Genomic DNA, 18,747 nt, shown 5'->3' with positions numbered 1-18,747 from the left:
AAGTTTACGGCGTGAGCAGGTCCAGGTGCACGTCTGCGAGGCGGTCGAGGGCGCCCAGCAGGTGCTCCTCGGTCAGCTTGCGGGCCAGCTCGCCGTCCGCGGAGGAAATCGCCGCGGTGATCGCCGCGTGTTCCTCGCACGAGGGTGCCGTGGACCCGAGCGGCAGCCACAGCAACCCACCCAGCTCGCTCTGCAGGTGGACCTCTTCGTGCGTCAACCTCGGTGACTGCGCGGCCGCCGCGACCTCCAGGTGGAACTGCCGCTCCGCCCGGGTGAAATCGATGCCGTGGGCCGTGCGGAGGTCGTCGGTCGCCAGCCGCAGCCGGGCGACGTCCTCCGGAGAACTGCGCTCGGCGGCGAGCTTGGCCGCGGCCCCGGCGATCGCCAGGTAGTGGTCGCCGACGTCCCGCAGGTCCGACAGCGACACCTCGCGCAGCCGCGAGCGCCACGCGTCCGCGGGCGGGTGGGCCGGCGCGCGCACGAAGCTGCCGCCGCTGCGCCCTCGCCGCGTCTCGACCAGCCCCTGCTGCCGCAGGGCCACCAGCGCCTCCCGGACCGTCACCGTCGAGACGCCGAACTGCGCGGCCAGGTCGGCTTCGCTGGGCAACTGCTCCTGGTCCGCGAGCAGGCCGAGGGTGATGGCGTCGACCAGCCGCGCCGCCACCGCCTCCGCCCGCCCGATCTGGCCGAGCGGGGCGAACATGGCGGAACGCGCGCTGTGCGACATGCCCTTGCGCATCGTGATCCTCGCCGGTCGGAGTACCCGTTCGCACCAATCTTGCCTCATGCCCTTGTCCTATTACATATGGAGTCATATGTTTTAGCTCCCGTCAGCACCGAGGAGTGACCGTGTCTTCTGCCAGCCCACCCACCCCGCCGCAGGAGCTCAAGCACTACGTCGGCGGCGCGTACGTCGAGTCCAAGTCGGGCCGGACGGCGGAGATCGTCGACCCCGTCACCGGACGTCCCTACTGCACCGCCCCGATCGCCGGCCCCGAAGACGTCGACAACGCGCTGCAGGTCGCCGCGACCGCGTTCGAGACCTGGCGGGAAACCACGCCCTCCCAGCGCCAGCTCGCGCTGCTCAAGCTCGCCGACGCCCTCGAAGCCCGAGCCGGAGAGCTGGTCGCGACCGAGTCCGCGAACACCGGCAAGCCGGTCGCCCTGACGATGGCCGAAGAGATCCCGATGGTCCTCGACCAGGTCCGCTTCTTCGCCGGGGCCGCGCGCGTGCTCGAAGGCCGGGCCGCGGGGGAGTACCTGGAAGGCCACACGTCGTTCGTGCGCCGCGAGCCGGTCGGCGTCTGCGCGCAGGTCACGCCGTGGAACTACCCGCTGCTGATGGCCATCTGGAAGATCGCGCCCGCCCTCGCCGCCGGCAACACCGTCGTCCTCAAGCCTTCCGACACCACCCCGGCGTCGACCCTGCTGCTCGCCGAGATCGCCGGCGAGTTCTTCCCGCCCGGGGTGTTGAACGTGATCTGCGGCGACCGCGACACCGGCCGCGCGCTGGTCGAGCACGACATCCCGGCGATGGTGTCGATCACCGGCTCGGTCCGGGCCGGCATCGAGGTGGCGCGGTCGGCCGCGAACGACGTCAAGCGCGTGCACCTGGAACTCGGCGGCAAGGCGCCGGTCATCGTCTTCGGCGACGCCGACCTCGAAGCGGCCGCCGAGGCCATCGCCGTCGCCGGGTACTTCAACGCGGGCCAGGACTGCACCGCCGCCACGCGCGTACTGGTCGCCGAAGACGTGCACGACACCTTCGTCGCCGCGCTCACCCGGCAGGCCGAGCAGACCAGGACCGGCAAGCCGGACGACGAAGACGTCGCCTACGGCCCGCTCAACAACGCCGCCCAGCTCGAGAAGGTCGCCGGGTTCATCGACCGGCTGCCCGAGCACGCGACCGTCCACTGTGGAGGACACCGGGCCGGTGACGAAGGCTACTTCTACGAGGCCACCGTCGTCTCCGGCCTCCGGCAGGACGACGAGGCGATCCAGAACGAGATCTTCGGCCCGGTCATCACCGTCCAGCGGTTCTCCGACGAAGCCGAAGCCCTGAAGCTCGCGAACGGCGTCCAGTACGCCCTCGCGTCGTCGGTCTGGACCCGCGACCACCAGCGGGCGATGCGCGCCGCCGCGAAGCTCGACTTCGGGTGCGTCTGGATCAACACGCACATCCCCCTGGTCGCCGAGATGCCGCACGGCGGGTTCAAGAAGTCCGGCTACGGCAAGGACCTCTCCCTCTACGGCCTCGAGGACTACACGCGCGTCAAGCACGTGATGAGCGCACTGTGAGGGTCGCGATGCCCAACCAAGCACCGTCCGGGACGCGGGAAGAGCCCGCCGCGCCGGAAAGCACGCGCCCGGCGATCCGGCTTTCCGGGCTGCGCAAGCACTTCGGCGACGTCCACGCGGTCGACGGCGTCGACCTCGACATCCCGCCGGGCGAGTTCTTCTCCATGCTCGGCCCGTCCGGCTCCGGCAAGACGACGGTGCTGCGCATGATCGCCGGGTTCGAGCTGCCCACCGAGGGCACGATCGAGCTCGACGGCCACGACGTGAGCCGGCTCGCGCCGTTCGAGCGGGACGTCAACACGGTGTTCCAGGACTACGCGCTCTTCCCGCACATGAACGTGCAGCAGAACGTCGAATACGGCCTGCGCGTCAAGCGCGTCCCGAAGCAGCAGCGCCGGGAGCGCGCGCTCGAAGCGCTGAAGACCGTGCGGCTGGAGGACTACGGCTCCCGCAAGCCCGCGCAGCTGTCCGGCGGGCAGCGCCAGCGCGTCGCCCTGGCCCGCGCGCTGGTCAACCGGCCCAAGGTGCTGCTGCTCGACGAGCCGCTCGGCGCGCTCGACCTCAAGCTGCGGCAGGCGATGCAGCTGGAGCTCAAGCAGATCCAGCGGGACGTCGGCATCACGTTCGTCTTCGTCACCCACGACCAGGACGAAGCCCTCACCATGAGCGACCGCATCGCGGTGTTCAACGACGGCCGGATCGAGCAGGTCGGCCCCCCGGAGGAGGTCTACGAACGCCCGGCGAGCGCGTTCGTCGCCGGGTTCGTCGGGACGTCCAACCTGCTGGGCGGGCGTGGCGCCGAGAGCGTCATCGGCCGGCCGGGGCTGTTCAGCATCCGGCCGGAGAAGATCCGCATCGACGGCGACCTGTCCGAGCCCGCCGCGGCCGGGCACACCACCGCGACGGGCACGGTCACCGACGTCGTCTACGCCGGGGCGACCGTGCGGTACTCGGTCGCGCTCGACGCCGGGGGCCGGCTTTCGGTCGTCCGGCAGAACACCGACGGCGCGGCGTTCGCCGACGGGCGCGTCCGGCTCAGCTGGCGGAACGAACACAGCTTCCAGGTCCAGTAGTCCTTCAGAAGGGTTGCCATGAAGAACAGGAAGACGCGGCTCGCCGGTCTCATCGGCGCCAGCCTGCTGTTGGCTGCATGTGGCACGTCCGGCTCGAATTCCGCCGCGCCGCCGGGCGCGCAGGGCTTCACGCCGCCGAAGCTAGAAGCGCTGAAGGCGCTCGGGCAGCCGGAGGGACAGCTGAACGTCCTCGCCTGGCCGGGGTACGCGGAGAACGGGTCGAACGACCCGAAGGTCAATTGGGTCACGCCGTTCGAGCAGCAGACCGGGTGCAAGGTGAACGTCAAGCCGTTCGGGACGTCCGACGAGGCCGTGACACTGATGAAGACCGGGCAGTACGACGTCGTTTCGGCCTCGGGTGACGCGTCGCTGCGGCTGGTCGCGTCCGGGGACGCCGAGCCGGTGAACACCGACCTGGTGCCGAACTACAACGACGTCCAGCCGTTCCTCAAGAACAAGTCGTGGAACAGCGTGAACGGCACGGCGTACGGGATCCCGCACGGCTGGGGCGCGAACCTGCTGACCTGGCGCACCGACAAGGTGACCCCGGCGCCGACGTCGTGGTCGGTGATGTTCGACGCGAACTCGCCCTACAAGGGCAAGGTGATCGCCTACGACTCGCCGATCTACATCGCCGACGCGGCGCTGTACCTGCAGACCCACCAGCCGGACCTGGGCATCAAGAACCCGTACGCCCTCGACGACAAGCAGTTCACCGCGGCGGTGAACCTGCTCAAGCAGCAGCGGCCGCTGGTGTCCGAGTACTGGTCGGACTACCTCAAGGAGTCGCAGGCGCTGAAGAACGCCGACGCCGTCGTCGGCACCGCCTGGCAGGTCACGGTCAACCTGACCAAGGGCGAGGGCGCGCCGCTGGAGGCCGCGGTGCCGAGCGAGGGCGCGACCGGGTGGTCGGACACCTGGATGGTGGCGGCGAAGTCGGCGCACAAGACGTGCGCGTACAAGTGGCTCGACTACATCATCAGCCCAAAGGTGAACGCCCAGGTCGCCGAGTACTTCGGCGAAGCGCCGGCGAACACGAAGGCGTGCGCGGAGATGTCGGACAAGACGCTCTGCGACACCTACCACGCCAACGACGCGGCGTACGCGGCGAAGATCGCGTACTGGACCACGCCGATCCCGCAGTGCCTCGACGGCCGCACGGACGTCAAGTGCAAGGACTACGGCGAGTGGACGAAGGCCTGGACCGAGATCAAGGGCTGACCCCCGAACCCCGGACGCGGCGGGCTGTGTCCCCCCACTCCGCCCGCCGCGTCCGGCCTTCACCCTGCGAGGTGCGATGACCGCCGTTTCCGCCTTCTTCTACCGGAAACCCAAGCTGCGCCTGGGTTTCCTGCTGTCGGCCCCACTGCTCTGGCTCGGCCTGGCCTACCTGGGCGCGCTCGCCGCCTTGTTCGTCACGGCGTTCTGGCACACCGACGCCTTCACCGGCCAGGTCGTCATCGACTGGTCGCTGGGCAACTTCGAGACGCTGTTCACCGACGCGGTGTACCGCACGATCACCTTCCGCACGGTCGGGATCGCGGCGCTGGTGACGGTGATCGACGCCGTCGTCGCGTTCCCGATGGCCTACGCGATGGCCAAGCTCGCTTCGCCGCGGGCGCAGCGGATCCTGGTGATCGCGGTGATGACCCCGCTGTGGGCCAGCTACCTGGTGAAGGCGTACGCCTGGCGCTCGATGCTGTCCGGCAACGGCGCCCTGAGCTCGATTTCGCCCGGGTACGGCGTCACGGCCACGATCATCACGCTGTCGTACCTCTGGCTGCCGTACATGATCCTGCCGATCTACGCGGGCCTCGACCGGCTGCCGGACTCCCTGGTCGACGCGTCCGGCGACCTCGGCGCCCGCTCGCTGCGGACGTTCCGCTCGGTGATCCTGCCCCTGACGTTCCCGGCGATCGTGGCGGGCTCGATCTTCACGTTTTCGCTGTCCCTGGGCGACTACATCGCGGTGAAGATCGTCGGCGGCACCTCCCAGATGCTCGGCAACGTCGTCTACGACAACATCGGCGCGGCCAACAACCTCCCGTTCGCGGCGACGGTGGCGACCGTGCCGGTCGTGATCATGCTCGCGTACTTGGCCGCCGTGCGCCGCACCGGCGCGCTGGACAACCTCTAGGAGTTCTCTCGTGCGCAGGGTGCTGTGGGTGGCGCTGGGGCTCGGCCTGGCGGTGATCTACTTCCCGCTGGTGGTGGTGCTGCTCAACTCGTTCAACGCCGACACGACGTTCGGCTGGCCGCCGTCCCGCTTCACTCTGGAGTGGTGGAGCCGCGCGGCGTCCAACGAAGGCGCGTTGCACGCGCTGTGGACGAGCGTGCAGGCGGGCCTGGCGGCGACGGCGATCGCGCTGGTGCTCGGCACGATGGCGGCGTTCGCGTTGCAGCGCTACCGGTTCTTCGGCCGCAACCCGGTGTCGCTGCTGATCATCCTGCCGATCGCGCTGCCGGGGATCGTCACGGGCATCGCGCTGAACAACGCGTTCCGGACGATCCTCGGCATCGACCTCGGCCTGCTGACGGCGATCATCGCGCACGCGACGTTCTGCATCGTGGTGGTGTTCAACAACGTCGTGGCCCGGCTGCGGAGGATGGGCGGCAACCTGGAGGAGGCGTCGATGGACCTCGGCGCCACCGGCCTCACGACGTTCCGCCTGGTGACGTTCCCGATGCTGCGGTCGGCGCTGCTGGCGGGCGGACTGCTGGCGTTCGCGCTGTCGTTCGACGAGATCATCGTGACGACGTTCACCCTCGGCACGGGCATGGAGACCTTGCCGATCTGGATCTACAACAACCTGTTCCGGCCGAACCAGGCCCCGATCGTGAACGTGGTGGCGGCGGTGCTGATCGTGGCGTCGACGGTCCCGGTGTACCTGGCGCAACGCCTGTCCGGCGACACGGCTTCGGGCGGGCGGCTCTAGTGCACTGACCGGATCGTGCCGCCGTCCACGCGGATCGTCGCGCCGCTCACGTAGGCCGCCGCCGGGCTCACCAGGTAGCCCACCGCGGCCGCGATCTCCTCGGGGCGGCCCAGGCGGCCGGTGTCGTTCGGGACCAGCTCGCGCGCCGCGGCGCGTTCGATGTCGTCCCACGAGGTGCCCCACCCGTGCTGCGGGGCGATCGACGTCAGCAGCTCGCGCACCGAGTCGACCAGGATCGCGCCGGGGGAGACGACGTTCGACGTCACGCCCGTGCCGGCCAGGTCGCGCGCCAGCGACACCGCCAGGTTGTGCCGCGCGGCCAGCGTCGCCGTGTAGTGCGGCTGCATGGCCAGGGGCTGGATCGCCAGCCCGCCGCCGATCTGGACGACCCGGCCCCAGCCGCGGTCGCGCATGCCCGGCACGCACCGGTGGATCATCCGGACCGCCGAGACGACGTTCGCCTCGTACATCGCGGTCCAGTCCGCCGGGGTCGCGTCGCCCCACCCCAGGTGGTCGTAGGCGCCGGCGTTGTTGACCAGGATGTCGACGTCCCCGGCCGCCGCGGCGACCGCGTCTGCTCCCGCGTCGGTCGACAAATCGCCCAGGGCGATCCCGGCCGCCCCGATCGACGCCGCCACCTGCTCCGTGCGGGCCGCGTTCCGGCCGTGGACGACCACGGCCGCGCCTTCGGCGGCCAGCAACCGCGCGATCGCCTCGCCGAGACCCGCGCTCGAACCGGTGACCAGAGCGCGCTTGCCTGCGATTTCGAGATCCATGAAGTGCCTTTCGCTGAGGTCTACGGCTGTAGACTTAGGGGAAGTCTACACTCGTATACATGAGACCCCGCAACGCCGCCGCGACCCGGGAAGCGATCCTCGCGTCCGCGCTCGAAGCGTTCACCCGGGCCGGCTACGACGGCGTCGGCGTGCGCGAGATCGCCGAATCGGCCGGCGTCACGGCGATGCTCGTCAACCGCTACTTCGGCTCGAAGGAAGGCCTCTTCGCCGAGGTCGTCGACGCGGCGATGGCCGAGCGGACCGTGCTCACCGACGACCCGGCGACGCTCGCCGCGGACCTCGCGGCCTCGCTCGTGCGCCGGACGGCTCCGGACGCCGGACGGCTCGACCCGTTCCTGCTGATGCTGCGTTCGGCGGCCAACCCGCGGGCCGCGGAGCTCCTGCGAGCCGGCATCGAGCGGCACGTCGAGAAGCACCTGGCCGGCCTGCTCCCGCACCGCGCGCCGGCGGACCCGGCGCTGGCGCTGTCGGTGATCGCCGGGTTCTGGGTGATGCGCACCCTGCTCGGGAGCACCGAGCTCAACCGCGCGGACGAAGAGGTCCTGCGGGGCAAGCTCGAGAAGGTGTTCGCCGTGCTACTCGCGGAATGAGTCCGTCGCCGCGCGCAGGGCCGCCAGCACGCCCGGGTCCGTCACCGCGTGGCCCGCGCCCTCGAGCAGCTTCAGCTCGGATCCCGGCCACGCCCGGTGCAGCTCGTACGCCGTCACCGGCGGGCACACCGTGTCGTACCGGCCCTGGACCAGCACACCCGGGATGCCGGCCAGCTTGCCCGCGTCCCGGATCAGCTGCCTGTCGTCGAGCCAGGCGCCGTGGGTGAAGTAGTGGACCGCGAGCCGCGCGAAGGTCAGCGCGAACGCCGGGTCCGCGTACTGGCGGACGAACGACTCCTGCGGCAGTACCGAAACCGTCGCGCCCTCCCAGGTGCTCCAGGCGACCGCCGCGCGGTGGCGGACCTCCTCGGCGGGATCGTCGAGCAGCACCGCGTACCCGGCGAGGGGGTCGTCGCGCAGGGAAACGGGCAACGGCGCGAGAAACGCCTCCCACTCGCGGGGGAACAGGTGGGCCGCGCCGCCGCGGTAGATCCAGTCCAGCTCGCTCTGCCGGACGGTGAACACGCCCCGCAGGATGATCTCGCTGACGCGCGAAGGGTGTGTCTCGGCGTAGGCGAGCGCGAGCGTCGCGCCCCAGGAGCCGCCGAAGAGCTGCCAGCGGTCGATGCCGAGCCGCTCGCGCAGGGTCTCCATGTCGGAAACCAGGTGCCACAGGGTGTTCGCACCCAGGTCGTGCGCGCCCGGCGTCGACTGCCCCGAGCCGCGCTGGTCGAACAGGACGATCCGGTACGCCGCCGGGTCGAAGTGCCGCCGGGCCATCGGGGCGATCCCGCTGCCGGGACCGCCGTGCAGCACCACGACCGGCTTCCCGGCCGGGTTGCCCGCCTCCTGGCAGCGGATCCGGTGCCCGTCACCGGTTTCCAGGAACCCTTCGGCACGCGGGGCGATCGGCGGGTACAGCTCGTCCATGCAAGTCACTGTGCCGTAGGGGTTCGGCCGTCGCCCCGGCGCCCCGCCGCCGAGAGCCGGGACGACGACCGAAAAGGTGGGGACCCGCCCCCGCCGCCGGGCTGAGCGGGTCCCCGGTCCGAGGGCGTCAGCCGCCGCGGGGGGAAACGGGTGGGTCGGTGATCCGCGCACGCATTTCGTCCTCCTCGTCGAGGGTCGATGCTTCGTCGTGGCGGCGACGGGCTAAACGCTAAGCCACGAGTCGAACACCAGTCAAGAACATGATTGATGTTCATGGATGTGAACGCCCGCTGTGAGGACGCTGAGTGCGCGCGTCCCCCTTGCCCGGCGCTTACGAAAGGGCCGGTACTTTCCGGTGTCGGGATTCGGCAAAAAGGGGTACGGAATGTCCGCGGTGACCTATTTCGAGGCGATTGTCGTCGGGGCATTGCAAGGGGTGTCGGAATTGTTTCCGGTGTCCAGTCTCGGCCACAGCATCCTGCTGCCGGCCTGGCTCGGCGGCTCGTGGCAGCGGGACCTGAGCATCGGGAAGGATTCGCCGTACCTCGCGGTACTGGTGGCGATGCACGTCGCCACCGCGCTCGCGCTGGTCCTGTTCTTCCGCAAGGACTGGGTGCGGATCATCGGCGGCCTCTGGACGTCCCTCCGCCACCGCGAAGTCCGCACCCCCGACCAGCGGCTCGCCTGGCTGCTGGTGCTCGCCACCATCCCGGTCGGGCTGGCCGGCCTGCTGCTGGAAAGCCTGCTGCGCGACTTCCTCGGCAAGCCGGTGCCGTCGGCGATCTTCCTCGCGCTCAACGGCGGTGTCCTTTACGCCGCCGAGAAGTTCTCCCGGCGCAGGCCCGCCGAGGAAGCGGACACAGTGGACTTCTCGGCCGAAGACACGCTGGTCATGCGGGCGGTCTCGGTCGAGGAGGCGACCGACGTCCGGTTGGCGAAGCTGCGGGTCGGCGAGGCCGTGCTGATCGGCGCCGCGCAGATCCTCGCGCTGCTGCCGGGCATCAGCCGCTCGGGCATCACCATGGTCGCCGGCCTCCGCCGCGGGCTGGGTCACGAGGACGCCGCACGGTTCGCCTTCCTGCTCGCCACGCCGGTGATCCTCGCCGCGGGTGTGCTCAAGATGCCGACGCTGTTCGCCCCCGAAAACCACGCTTCACTCGGCCCGGCGCTCGTCGGCAGCGTCATCGCCGGGGTGGCTTCGTACGTTTCTGTCCGGTTCCTCACCGGATACTTCGAAACGCGCACTCTGACCCCGTTCGCCATTTACTGCGTGGTCGCCGGAATCGGCAGCCTGATCTTCTTCGCGGTCTGAGATGCCGCTGACGTTCGACGCCCCGGCCGTCTTCGGCGTGCTCGCCGCGGGGACGCTCTACGTCCGCGCGGCCCGCGGCCGCGGCTGGCCCCCGGGCCGCACGACGGCGTTCCTCGCCGGGCTCGCGACGATTCTGATCGTCACCTGCTCGCCGCTGGCGACCTACGACACGACGTTCTTCTGGGTCCGCGCGGTCCAGACGGTCACGCTGCTGATGATCACGCCGCTGCTGCTGGCCCTGGGCGCGCCCGTCCGGCTGCTCTCCGACACCGTCGACGCCCGGTGGCTGCGGCGGCATGGCCGTGGCCCGCTCGCCCGCGCGCTGACGTTCCCGCCGGTCGTCACGGTCGTCCTGGTCGCGCCGGTGCTCGTGCTGTACCTGACGCCGCTCTACGACCTCACGCTGCGCTCGCCGCTCGTCGACGGCCTGGTCCGGCTGGCCCTCGTGCTGGCCGGCTTCACCTACTTCTGGACGCGCCTGGGGCTCGATCCGACCCCGCGGGAGGACCCGCACCTGGTCTCGGTGTGGATCGCGTTCGCCGAGGTGATCTTCGACGGCGCGCTCGGCCTGGTGCTGTGGCTCGGCCCGCTGCTCGCCCCGGCGCACTACGCGGCCGCGCACCCCGGCTGGGGCCCCGACCCGCGCACCGACCAGGTCATCGGCGCGGGCGTGCTGTGGATCGGCGGTGACGTCGCCGGCCTGCCGTTCGTCGTCGCGTTGTTCGTGCGGTGGGCCCGCGACGACGAACGGCGGGCGAAGCAGCTCGACGTCCGGCTGGACGAAGCGCCGCCGACCGGCCTGTGGTGGGAGAACGACCCGGCGCTCGCGGAACGGTTCAAGCGCCGGTGACGGGCTCAGTCGTGGAACGCGTGCTCCGGCGCCGGGAACTCCCCGCGCCGGACGTCCTCGGCGAACGCCGTGGCCGCGTCCTGCAGCACCGTCGCGACGTCGGCGTAGCGCTTGACGAACCGCGGTGCCTTGCCGCGCCGCAGCCCGGCCATGTCCTGCCAGACGAGCACCTGCGCGTCGCAGTCCGGACCGGCGCCGATGCCGACCGTCGGGATCTTCAGCTCCGCGGTGACGCGCTTGGCGGCCTCGGCGGGCACCATCTCCATCACCACCGCGAACGCCCCGGCCTCCTGCAGCGCCAGCGCGTCGGCGAGCAGCACGTCCGCCGCTTCGCCGCGCCCCTGCACCCGGTAGCCGCCGAGGTTGTGTTCACTCTGCGGGGTGAACCCGATGTGGCCCATCACCGGCACGCCGGCCGACGTCAGCGCCTCGACGTGCGGGGCGAACCGCCGCCCGCCTTCGAGCTTCACGGCGTGCGCGCGGCCCTCCTTCATGAACCGCACCGACGTCTCCAGCGCCTGCTGCGGCGAGAGCTGGTAGGAGCCGAACGGCAGGTCGGCGACCACCAGGGCCCGCTTGACCGATCGGGTGACGGCCCGGACCAGCGGCAGCAGCTCGTCGACCGTCACCGGCAGCGACGTGTCGTAGCCGAAGACGTTGTTGGCCGCGGAGTCGCCGACGAGCAGCACCGGGATCCCGGCCTCGTCGAACAGGGCGGCGGTGTACATGTCGTACGCGGTGAGCATGGGCCACGGTTCCCCGCGTTCCTTGAGCTCGCGCAGGTGGTGGACGCGGACCTTCCGGCCCGGGGACTTGGCCGCGGGAGCGGCGGGCCCGGTGCCGTAGGGGGCGGGTTCTTCGGTGCTGGCGGACATCGTCGTCGACCGTCCTTCCCTCGAGGCCTCGGTGAGGTCCCCGGGTCGTGGAGCAGAGGCGTCTCAAAGGGTGACACGCCCCCGGACCGGCCCCAACCGCGTGCGACCAGCTTCACACCCCCGGGGAGGACCGGCCGTCAGCCTTCAGGTTGATGTCCGGGGACAACCGATGCGGGTTCACTTGCGTCAAGAAGAGGGCATGACCCCCGACCGGCCGCGAAAGGCGACGAAACCACCCATGGGAAACCTCGCGAGCTCGCGCCGTCGCCTCCCCGCCTGGAAGGCGAAGGCGGGCGGCATCGTCGCGACCGTGGTCCAGCTGGCCGCGGTGTTCTCGGTGATCCTGCTCTTCACCGGCGGCCCGCGCGGCCACCTGCTCAACGGCATCGACATGGCCTTCTCCGGCCTGAGCGTGCCGACCAGCGAGAGCCTGGTCATGGTGCTGCTGCTGGTGGTGCTCGGGGGCGCGCTGCGCCGCCGCAAGAAGGCGGCGCTGTACACGCTGGTGCTGTTCCAGATCGGCGGCCTGCTGCTCACCCTGGCCCTGCAGGCGACCCTGCTGTGGTCACCCGAACTGCTGACGCTCGGCCCGAAGCAGGTCCGGCACATCCCCGCGCAGCTGTGGGTGCTGACCATCGCCGACGTCGTGTCGATCGGGCTGATCGTGTTCCTGCTCGCGCTGCGCCCGGCGTTCCCCGCCCGGCTCGCACCGAGCGCCTGGCGCGACGGCCTCAGCATGCTGTTCGGCGGCTTCGCCGTGGTCATCCTGGTCGGCTGGGGCCTGGTCGAGGCGTTCCCCGGCCACCTCGGCGACACGTGGGAACGCTTCGCCTGGGTCGTCAACCACGCCACCGGCGAGAACCTGCAGCTGCGCCGGATCGGCGTCGGCGAAGGTCCCGGCTGGCTGGACGTCCTCCTCGACCTCAGCGCGACCGCCGTCGCCACCGCGGCCCTGTACCTGCTCTTCCGCGGCGTGCGCAGCCGGGCGCTGCGGACCGACGAAGACGAGCTCCGCCTGCGCAAGCTGCTCGCCGAACACGGCGAGGACGACTCCCTCGGCTACTTCGCCACCCGGCGCGACAAAAGCGTCGTCTTCGCGCCGAACGGCCGCGCGGCGGTGACCTACCGCGTCCTCGGCGGTACCAGCGTCGCCAGCGCCGACCCGGTCGGCGACCCGGAGGCGTGGCCCGACGCGGTCCGCGCGTGGCTCGACGAGACGCGCACGTACGGCTGGACCCCGGGCGTGCTCGGGGCGAGCGAGCGCGGCGCCAAGGCGTACACCGGCGCGGGCCTGCGCGCGCTGGAAATCGGCGACGAAGCCGTGCTCGACGTCCGCGAGTTCAGCCTGGCCGGCCCGGAGCGGCGGTCGGTGCGCCAGGCCGTCAAGCGCATCCAGCGCGCCGGCTACACCTCGCGGGTCCGCCGTCACGGCGAAATCCCCGACGCCGAGATGACCGAGCTGCTGTGGCGGGCGCAGGCCTGGCGCGGCGCCGAGACCGAGCGCGGCTTCTCGATGGCGCTGGGCCGCCTCGGCGACGCCAGTGACGGCCGCAGCGTGATGGTCGAGGCCTACGACGCCCACGGCGAGCTGCGCGGGCTGCTCTCGTTCGTCCCGTGGGGCCGCCGCGGGCTTTCGCTGGACCTCATGCGCCGCGACCGCGACGCCGAGAACGGCCTCAACGAGTACATGATCGCCGAGACCGTCGCGGCCGCCCAGCACCTCGGCGCGCAGCGGATCTCGCTCAACTTCGCGATGTTCCGCGCGGTGTTCTCCGAGGGCGAGCGGATCGGCGCCGGTCCGGTGCTGCGGGCCTGGCGCGGGATCCTGAGCGTCTTCTCGCGGTTCTTCCAGCTGGAGTCGCTGTACCGGTCGAACGCCAAGTACGGCCCGGACTGGGAGCCGCGGTTCCTCTGCTACTCCTCGGCCCGGCGGCTGCCGCGCGTCGGCATCGTCGCGGGCGCCCTCGAAGGATTCGTCCCGACCGGACGGGCGCGGTCGCTGCGGCTGGAGACGGTCAGCGAGGACTTCGTCGCCCACGTCAAGGAGATCGAGGAGTCGGCGGCGGCACCGGCGGCCAAGACCGTGCGGCGGCCCGAACAGGTCCGCGTCCGGATCGCCAAGCTCGCCAAGCTGCGCGAGGCCGGCATCGACCCCTACCCGGTCGGCTTCCGCCGCGACGACCACATCGGGGACGTCGTGGCGAAGTACGGCGACCTGGCCCCGGACACGAGCACCGGGCACCGGGTCCGGATCGCCGGGCGCGTGCTGAACCTGCGCATCCTCGGCGGCCTGTGCTTCGCCCGCGTCAAGGACTTCAGCGGCGAGATCCAGCTGATGCTAGAGGTCGGCGAGCTGGACCTCGACCGCTGGCGGACCGGGGTCGACCTCGGCGACCACGTCGGCGTCAGCGGCCAGGTCGTGACGTCGAAGCGGGGCGAGCTCTCGGTGCTCGTCGACGAGTGGACGGTCACCGCGAAGTGCCTGCACCCGCTGCCCGACAAGCGCAAGGGCCTCACCGACCCGGAGACGCGGGTCCGGCAGCGCTACCTCGACCTGGCGGTCAACCCGGACTCGACGGCCATGCTGCGGCTGCGGTCCACTGTGGTCCGCGCGGTGCGCGACCGGCTGCACCACGCCGACTACCTCGAAGTCGAGACGCCGATGCTGCAGACGGTCCACGGCGGGGCCAACGCCCGGCCGTTCGTCACCCACATCAACGCCTACGACATGCGGATGTACCTCCGGATCGCGCCCGAGCTCTACCTCAAGCGGCTGTGCGTGGCCGGCGTCGAGCGCGTCTTCGAGCTCAACCGCAACTTCCGCAACGAAGGCGTCGACGCGACCCACAACCCCGAGTTCACGATGATCGAGGCGTACCAGGCCTACGCGGACTACGACACGATGCGGACGCTGACCCGCGAGCTGGTCCAGCACGCGGCCGAAGCGGCGTACGGCGCCCAGATCGTGCGGCGGCCCGACGCGGACGGGAAGGTCGTCGAGTACGACATTTCCGGGGACTGGCCGGTGGTTCCGGTGCACGAAGCCGTCTCGGCGGTGTTCGGCGAGCAGGTCGGCCCGGGGACGCCGGTGGCCGACCTGCGCCGCCTGTGCGCGGCCGCGGGCGTGCCGGTGGGGGAGAACCCGAGCCACGGCGACCTCGTGCTCAAGGCGTTCGAGCACCTCGTCGAGGGCGCGACCGTGCTGCCGACGTTCTACACCGACTACCCGACCGACGTCTCGCCGCTGACCCGCCAGCACCGCGCCGACCCTCGGCTGGCCGAGCGCTGGGACCTGATCGCGTTCGGCTCCGAGGTCGGCACGGCCTACACGGAGCTGACCGACCCGATCGAGCAGCGGCGGCGGCTCGAAGCGCAGTCGCTGCGCGCGGCCAGCGGCGACGTCGAAGCGATGGAACTGGACGAAGATTTCCTGCTCGCCCTGGAGCACGGCATGCCGCCGACCGGCGGGCTCGGCCTGGGTGTCGACCGGCTGATGATGATGCTGACGGGGGCGTCGATCCGCCAGACGGTCCTGTTCCCCTTCGTCCGACCGCAGGCATAACGAGTCGGTGGACCTGGTCACGGCGACGGGCCGTGGCGCGGTCCGTCGCTTACGCTCTGCCTCGTGCGCACGGCTCGGATCGCCTCGGCCCTCCTGATGGGGGTGGCCATCCTGGCGTATTCGGGCTGGCTGCTGGAGTTCTTCCTGCCGACCGGGGTGTCCCCGGTGCACGACCCGGCCGAGGCGCTGCTGACCGGGCCGCCGGTGTTCCGCGTCCTGCTCGCCGTGTCGGGGGTCGCGTTCGTGCTCGCCGGGCCCCCGCTGCACCGGCTCGGGCCGGTCCACTGGTCGGCGCGGCTCAGCTCGATCTCGGTGAGCGCGTTCGGCGTGCTGGTGCTGCTGCAGGCCGCCTACCCCGAGCGCAGCGACCTGCTGTCGTCGCTGCTCAACGTGGTCCTGGTGGGCGGGGTGATCAGCCTGATCATGTGGTGGCCGCCGGGCTGGCGCGCCCTCGCGGTCGCGGGCCTGGCCGTGGTGCTGGCGACCTGGCTGGCCGTCGTGCTCGCCCGGCAGCTGGGCACGTACGAAGGCGTCTTCACGCGGGTCCAGCTGGTGGTCCGCGCGGCCCTGTACGGCGTCGGCGGGGCGTACGCCTTCGTCAAGCCGGCCCCGCGGCACGTGCACCGATAGCGGGATTCGCCCGAAAATGTCGGTGCCGGGTGGCACGATCGCCGCAAGGGAATCCGAGCGGAAGGATCGACATGGCGGGAAACGTGCGCCCGGTGGCCGACGAGCGTGACGGGCTGCTGAGCTTCCTGGAGCAGCAGCGGTACGTGCTCAGGCTGGCCGCCCACGGGCTGACGGACGAGCAGGCGAGACTCACCTCGACGAAGAGCACGCTGTCGGTGGGCGGGCTGATCAAGCACGTCGCCAGCACCGAGTACGGCTGGATGGACACGGTGCTGCAGGTCCCGCAGAAGCCGTTCGACGAGGCGGTGGCGGAGTACGAGGACGCGCACCGGCTGCGCCCGGACGAGACCCTGGCGGGCGTCCTGGCCCGCTACGACGAGGTGGCCGCGCGCACGGCCGAGGTGATCGCGGGCATCGAGGACCTCGGCCAGGCGGTCCCGGTCCCGAAGGGCGTCCCGTGGTTCCCGCAGGACGTCGAGGCGTGGTCGGTCCGCTGGGTCCTGCTGCACCTGATCCAGGAGACGGCCCGCCACGCCGGCCACGCGGACATCATCCGCGAGCACATCGACGGCGCCACGGCCTTCCCCCTGATGGCCGCCGCCGAAGGCTGGCCCGAGTCCCCCTTCATCAAGCCCTGGACCCCGACAACCCAACCAGCCTGACAGCCGCCCGGCTCGCGCCCCCCCGCGAGCCACCCAGCCGCCCCCCCCGTGTCGACCCTCCAATCACGCGTGTCGTCCGTCCAATCACGCGAGCCGACCCTCCAATCACGCGTGTCGTCCATCCAGGTACGCGTGTCGTCCGCCTGGGTACGCGTGTCGTCCGTCCAGGTACGTGTGTCGTCCATCCCGGCACGTGTGTCGTCCGCCTGGGTACGCGTGTCGTCCATCCCGGCACGCGTGATGCCCCTCCGAGCGCACCGCGGGAGGCTCAGAACAGCGTCGGCTCGTCCGCCAGCGCGCCCTCGATCACCAGCATCCGGCGTTTCGTCCCGACGCCGCCCCGCGCGGAGAACCCGCCGTCCTTCCCGCCGGCGGCCAGCACGCGGTGGCACGGCACGATGATCGGGAACGGGTTGTGCCCCATCGCCTGCCCGACGGCCTGCGCCGACCCCGGCTGGCCGAGCCGGTGCGCGATGTCGCCGTACGTCAGCGTCCTGCCCGGCGGGATCGTCCGCGCGACCTCGTACGCGCGCCGGTTGAACTCCGGGACCCCGGTCATGTCCAGCGCCACCGAAGCCAGGTCCTGACGCGTGCCGCCGAGCAACGCCACGATCGCGTCCACCGCCTCCTGAACCGGCGCCGGCGGCGGCCCCTCGACGGCGTCCGGGAACCGCCGGATCAGCCAGGCCCGCGTCGCCGAAGCACTTCCCTCGGGCAGCGACGTCCCGATCACGACGTCGTCGCGCCAGGCCAGCCCGCACGCGCCGATCGCCGTCTCGAACACCGTGAACCCCGTCGTCATGGCGTCCAGCCTACGACCGAAGAGGGGTACCGCCCCGCCGCAAATGATCGCTAAGTTCGGTTTGGGCGAATTCGAGGAGGACGCGTGCGGCGAATCATCCTGGCGACAGCGCTGCTGCTCGGCCTGATCGCGACGCCGGCGGCCGCCGACCCGCTGGTGCTGCCGCACGTCGTCGTCGCGCACCACACCTGGTGGGCCGAGTTCGCCATCAAGAAGGCCGGCGGCACCGTCGTCGCGAGCTACCCGCAGATCGGCGTCGTCGTCGCGTACACCGCGAAGGACGACTTCGCCGCGAAGCTCCGGACAACCCTGGGCATCGACGCCGTCGGCGCGACGCGCACCGCGAAGGTCCCGAAGGAGTTCTTCGCGCCCCGCAAGGACCTCCGCTACGCCGGGCCGAACTCGCCGAACTCCGGCCAGGTCCCGCCGGAGGGCACCGCCTGGGACGTCCCGGCGCTGCACCTGCCCGAAGCGCACGCCGTCACCGACGGCAGCAAAAACACCGTCGTCGGCGTCCTCGACGTCGGCGTCGACGACACCCACCCGGAGCTCACGGAAGCGTTCGACCGAAGGAACTCCGTCTCCTGCCTCTCCGGTTGGCCCGACCGCGGCCCCGGCGCCTGGCGGCCCACCCTCGACGGCCACGGCACGCACGTCGCGGGCACGATCGCCGCGGCCCGCAACGGTTCCGGCGTCGTCGGCGTCGCTCCCGGCGTCCGCATCGCCGCCGTCAAGCTCGCCGAACTCGACGACACCGAGACGGCCGAGAGCATGGTCTGCGGCTTCGTCTGGGCCGCCGAGCACGGGTTCACCGTGGCCAGCAACAGCTACCGCTCGATCCCGTGGCGCTACAACTGCGACGACCAGCCGGACCAGGCCGCCGCGAAGCTCGCCGTCGGCCGCGCGGTGGCGTACGCGCAACGCCGGAACGTCCTCGTCGTCGCCTCCGCCGGCAACGCCGGGATCAACCTGGACACCCGCTCGGTGGACAAGGAAAGCCCGGCCGACAGCACGCCGGTGGAGCGCCGGATCGACCCGAGCTGCACCCGGCTGCCGCACGAGCTCCCCGGCGTCGTCGGCACCGGCGCGCTCGACGAAAAGCTCGTCAAAGCCACCTTCTCGAACTACTCCGCGACGCGGATCAGCGTCGCCGCGCCCGGCGCGCGCGTCTGGTCGACCTGGCCGAACGGCGAATACCGATCGGCCAGCGGAACGTCGATGGCCGCGCCGCACGCCAGCGGGGTCGCCGCCCTGATCGCGAGCCAGCACCCGCACTGGAGTGCCGAGCGCATCAAACGCGCCCTCTACGCCACGGCCACGCCGCTGTCCTGCCCGGACACCGTCTGCGCGCCCACGAAACAAGGAACGACCTACTACGGCCACGGGGTGGTCGATGCGGCGAAGGCCGTCGGCGCGGGATGATGGCGCTC

At 71.3% G+C, this 18,747-nt stretch carries 17 protein-coding genes; 12 read left to right on the top strand and 5 right to left on the bottom strand.

The window, feature by feature from the left end:
* Window positions 1-4: 4 nt before the first annotated feature.
* Entirely contained in the window at window positions 5-739 is a 735-nt protein-coding gene (locus H5965_RS16005) for an FCD domain-containing protein (protein ID WP_310970650.1), read from the bottom strand.
* A 110-nt stretch (window positions 740-849) separates the two neighbouring features.
* Between H5965_RS16005 and H5965_RS16000 the strand changes: the two genes are divergently transcribed.
* The 5 genes from H5965_RS16000 to H5965_RS15980 all read left to right on the top strand — a co-directional run bounded on the left by H5965_RS16000 (window position 850) and on the right by H5965_RS15980 (window position 6,307).
* Complete coding sequence (locus H5965_RS16000; protein ID WP_310970649.1) at window positions 850-2,298, top strand: gamma-aminobutyraldehyde dehydrogenase; 1,449 nt, start codon at window positions 850-852, stop codon at window positions 2,296-2,298.
* Window positions 2,299-2,306: 8 nt separating this feature from the next.
* Window positions 2,307-3,371, top strand: a complete 1,065-nt coding sequence (locus H5965_RS15995) for an ABC transporter ATP-binding protein (protein WP_310970648.1) — start codon at window positions 2,307-2,309, stop codon at window positions 3,369-3,371.
* Between the two features lie 18 nt (window positions 3,372-3,389).
* The gene (locus tag H5965_RS15990; protein WP_310970646.1) at window positions 3,390-4,592 is read left to right on the top strand and encodes an ABC transporter substrate-binding protein; all 1,203 of its coding nucleotides are present in this window, start codon (window positions 3,390-3,392) and stop codon (window positions 4,590-4,592) included.
* A 76-nt stretch (window positions 4,593-4,668) separates the two neighbouring features.
* Window positions 4,669-5,508: an ABC transporter permease gene (locus H5965_RS15985; RefSeq protein WP_310970645.1), complete on the top strand. Its 840-nt coding sequence runs from the start codon at window positions 4,669-4,671 to the stop codon at window positions 5,506-5,508.
* Window positions 5,509-5,518: 10 nt separating this feature from the next.
* Window positions 5,519-6,307 carry an ABC transporter permease gene (locus tag H5965_RS15980; protein ID WP_310970644.1) on the top strand — a complete coding sequence of 263 codons (789 nt, stop codon included), beginning with the start codon at window positions 5,519-5,521 and terminating at the stop codon, window positions 6,305-6,307.
* On the opposite strand, the gene H5965_RS15975 is transcribed toward H5965_RS15980, so the two are convergent.
* Window positions 6,304-7,083 carry an SDR family NAD(P)-dependent oxidoreductase gene (locus H5965_RS15975; protein WP_310970642.1) on the bottom strand — a complete coding sequence of 260 codons (780 nt, stop codon included), beginning with the start codon at window positions 7,081-7,083 and terminating at the stop codon, window positions 6,304-6,306. The genes H5965_RS15980 and H5965_RS15975 overlap by 4 nt on opposite strands.
* A 59-nt stretch (window positions 7,084-7,142) precedes the next feature.
* Here H5965_RS15975 and H5965_RS15970 point away from each other — a divergent pair, with 59 nt between their 5' ends.
* The gene (locus H5965_RS15970) at window positions 7,143-7,694 is read left to right on the top strand and encodes a TetR family transcriptional regulator (protein WP_310970641.1); all 552 of its coding nucleotides are present in this window, start codon (window positions 7,143-7,145) and stop codon (window positions 7,692-7,694) included.
* On the opposite strand, the gene pip is transcribed toward H5965_RS15970, so the two are convergent.
* Window positions 7,680-8,624: a prolyl aminopeptidase gene (pip, locus tag H5965_RS15965; protein WP_310970639.1), complete on the bottom strand. Its 945-nt coding sequence runs from the start codon at window positions 8,622-8,624 to the stop codon at window positions 7,680-7,682. The two genes, H5965_RS15970 and pip, sit on opposite strands and share 15 nt — an antisense overlap.
* A gap of 385 nt (window positions 8,625-9,009) precedes the next feature.
* Between pip and H5965_RS15960 the strand changes: the two genes are divergently transcribed.
* Window positions 9,010-9,936 carry an undecaprenyl-diphosphate phosphatase gene (locus H5965_RS15960; protein ID WP_310970637.1) on the top strand — a complete coding sequence of 309 codons (927 nt, stop codon included), beginning with the start codon at window positions 9,010-9,012 and terminating at the stop codon, window positions 9,934-9,936.
* Between the two features lies 1 nt (window position 9,937).
* Window positions 9,938-10,786: a cytochrome c oxidase assembly protein gene (locus H5965_RS15955; protein WP_310970636.1), complete on the top strand. Its 849-nt coding sequence runs from the start codon at window positions 9,938-9,940 to the stop codon at window positions 10,784-10,786.
* Between the two features lie 5 nt (window positions 10,787-10,791).
* On the opposite strand, the gene panB is transcribed toward H5965_RS15955, so the two are convergent.
* Entirely contained in the window at window positions 10,792-11,661 is an 870-nt protein-coding gene (panB, locus tag H5965_RS15950) for a 3-methyl-2-oxobutanoate hydroxymethyltransferase (RefSeq protein WP_310970635.1), read from the bottom strand.
* 238 nt (window positions 11,662-11,899) lie between these two features.
* Here panB and lysX point away from each other — a divergent pair, with 238 nt between their 5' ends.
* The 3 genes from lysX (at window position 11,900) to H5965_RS15935 (ending at window position 16,515) form a co-directional block, all read left to right on the top strand.
* Window positions 11,900-15,223, top strand: coding sequence for a bifunctional lysylphosphatidylglycerol synthetase/lysine--tRNA ligase LysX (gene lysX, locus H5965_RS15945; RefSeq protein ID WP_310970634.1), 3,324 nt, complete (start codon window positions 11,900-11,902; stop codon window positions 15,221-15,223).
* Between the two features lie 63 nt (window positions 15,224-15,286).
* Complete coding sequence (locus H5965_RS15940) at window positions 15,287-15,853, top strand: hypothetical protein (RefSeq protein ID WP_310970633.1); 567 nt, start codon at window positions 15,287-15,289, stop codon at window positions 15,851-15,853.
* A 71-nt stretch (window positions 15,854-15,924) separates the two neighbouring features.
* A complete protein-coding gene (locus H5965_RS15935; protein WP_310970632.1) occupies window positions 15,925-16,515 on the top strand; it encodes a DinB family protein in 591 nt (196 codons plus the stop codon).
* 268 nt (window positions 16,516-16,783) lie between these two features.
* On the opposite strand, the gene H5965_RS15930 is transcribed toward H5965_RS15935, so the two are convergent.
* Window positions 16,784-17,317 carry a methylated-DNA--[protein]-cysteine S-methyltransferase gene (locus tag H5965_RS15930; RefSeq protein ID WP_310970631.1) on the bottom strand — a complete coding sequence of 178 codons (534 nt, stop codon included), beginning with the start codon at window positions 17,315-17,317 and terminating at the stop codon, window positions 16,784-16,786.
* An 84-nt stretch (window positions 17,318-17,401) separates the two neighbouring features.
* Between H5965_RS15930 and H5965_RS15925 the strand changes: the two genes are divergently transcribed.
* The gene (locus tag H5965_RS15925; protein WP_310970629.1) at window positions 17,402-18,739 is read left to right on the top strand and encodes a S8 family serine peptidase; all 1,338 of its coding nucleotides are present in this window, start codon (window positions 17,402-17,404) and stop codon (window positions 18,737-18,739) included.
* Window positions 18,740-18,747: the final 8 nt, after the last annotated feature.

This window comes from Amycolatopsis sp. 505, from assembly GCF_031625235.1.
In the GTDB taxonomy this organism is placed as follows: Bacteria; Actinomycetota; Actinomycetes; order Mycobacteriales; family Pseudonocardiaceae; genus Amycolatopsis.
This window is presented reverse-complemented; position numbering and strand designations above follow the sequence as displayed.